The organism is Bacteroides sp. CAG:189, from assembly GCF_000432295.1.
Taxonomy (GTDB): domain Bacteria; phylum Bacteroidota; class Bacteroidia; order Bacteroidales; family Bacteroidaceae; genus Bacteroides; species Bacteroides salyersiae.
This window is the reverse complement of sequence record NZ_HF990968.1, coordinates 1-1,318: the sequence shown is the minus strand read 5'-3', so window position 1 is coordinate 1,318 and position 1,318 is coordinate 1. Positions and strand designations below refer to the sequence as shown.

3 protein-coding genes are annotated in these 1,318 nt (G+C 48.1%); 1 reads left to right on the top strand and 2 read right to left on the bottom strand.

What is annotated here, in order from left to right:
- Window positions 1-114 precede the first annotated feature (114 nt).
- A complete protein-coding gene (locus QVP90_RS00430; protein WP_130059066.1) occupies window positions 115-600 on the bottom strand; it encodes a DNA-binding protein in 486 nt (161 codons plus the stop codon).
- Between the two features lie 226 nt (window positions 601-826).
- Here QVP90_RS00430 and QVP90_RS00425 point away from each other — a divergent pair, with 226 nt between their 5' ends.
- Window positions 827-1,084, top strand: coding sequence for a DUF4248 domain-containing protein (locus tag QVP90_RS00425; RefSeq protein WP_021935383.1), 258 nt, complete (start codon window positions 827-829; stop codon window positions 1,082-1,084).
- Between the two features lie 31 nt (window positions 1,085-1,115).
- Here QVP90_RS00425 and QVP90_RS00420 read toward each other — a convergent pair.
- Window positions 1,116-1,318 (bottom strand): PD-(D/E)XK nuclease domain-containing protein (locus QVP90_RS00420; protein WP_288203588.1); only part of this gene is annotated, 203 nt, incomplete at its 5' end.

Genomic DNA, 1,318 nt, shown 5'->3' with positions numbered 1-1,318 from the left:
TGCCAATGTGCCAATTGGCTGCGCTATGGGTTGGATAATTTACCAATATGCCTGCTGCGTATATTCTAAAAAACACAGCGCAGCAATTGGCACATTGGCATATTGACACATTATTTACGCTGCCGGATCTTCCCCTTCTCCGTCTCCGCCGCCATTGTCATTGCTTTTTGCGTCGGGCGATACGATTTCGAAACTGATGTTATTGTTTCCGCCACGCGTGTCGGCTGTGGAGTCATTCACGAGACGCAGCGTATTGTCTACCTTGAAGCGGAGATTGACACGTTTGATATTCTTCACTGTGCAATCCTTTTCCACCTCCACACCGGGACAGGTCAATGAGGTATAAAAAATGCCCAGACCGTCTACTTTCACTTTATCGCCGGATACGAGTACTTTCCGCATGGCGCGTACGAAAGATTTCATCACATGGATCACGTCTTCTACAGACAGCGAGCCGATGGCTTCTATTTCGCTGGCCAACAGGTCGATGGTATATATCTTCGCATCTCCGGGTTTGGGTCTCAGCAGATAAATCAGAGGTGAATTCTTGTCACCGATCTTTTTGTTGCGCGAGTAGCGCACTACAGGAACTGTTATCATATGTGTGGATACCGGAAGGGATAAGAGCATGGAGAAGACGTTTCCTCCACTCTGACTTCCGATATGACAAAGATAGGGGATGCGAAAAGGATGAAAACAAGCAACATCGGACAACTGCGCACAACTGCATGATAAATCGGATAACGTCGTAATAAAGTGAGAAAACACTTGCTGATTACCATATAAATCATTATCTTTACATGGTAATCATACTGTACAATATTCAATGAAAGAGGAAGATAAGTCACAAAAAAAAGAGCCGGAGGATGTCCTTTTCCGGTATCGGAGTTATGGAAAGAGCGAGTTGGCTTCGCTCTATCTGCCGGATATCCTGCCGGGCAGTGCCATGAGGGAATTCAACGAATGGATAGCCGCCTTTCCGGGATTGATGGAGGCTTTGTATGCCACCGGACTGGCACGGAAGTCAAAACGTTACACTCCGGCACAAGTCAGGCTGATAGCGGGGGCGCTGGGGGAACCGTGAGGAAATGGGAGATCTCCCATCTCCCATTTCTTTATGTTTCCCAGCATTTCCATCCCCGGTTGGCGCAGATGTAAACCACATATGTGCGCACCTTGTAGTTGGGGAAATGCCGCAGTGTGTCTTCGGCATAACGGTGCACTTGCTCCACGTGTTCGGGCAGGGGTGCATCCAGTTCTAACATCTTTTCCGCCTCTTTGGCTTTGTAATATTTGAACTCCACCAGACGGTCGTCCG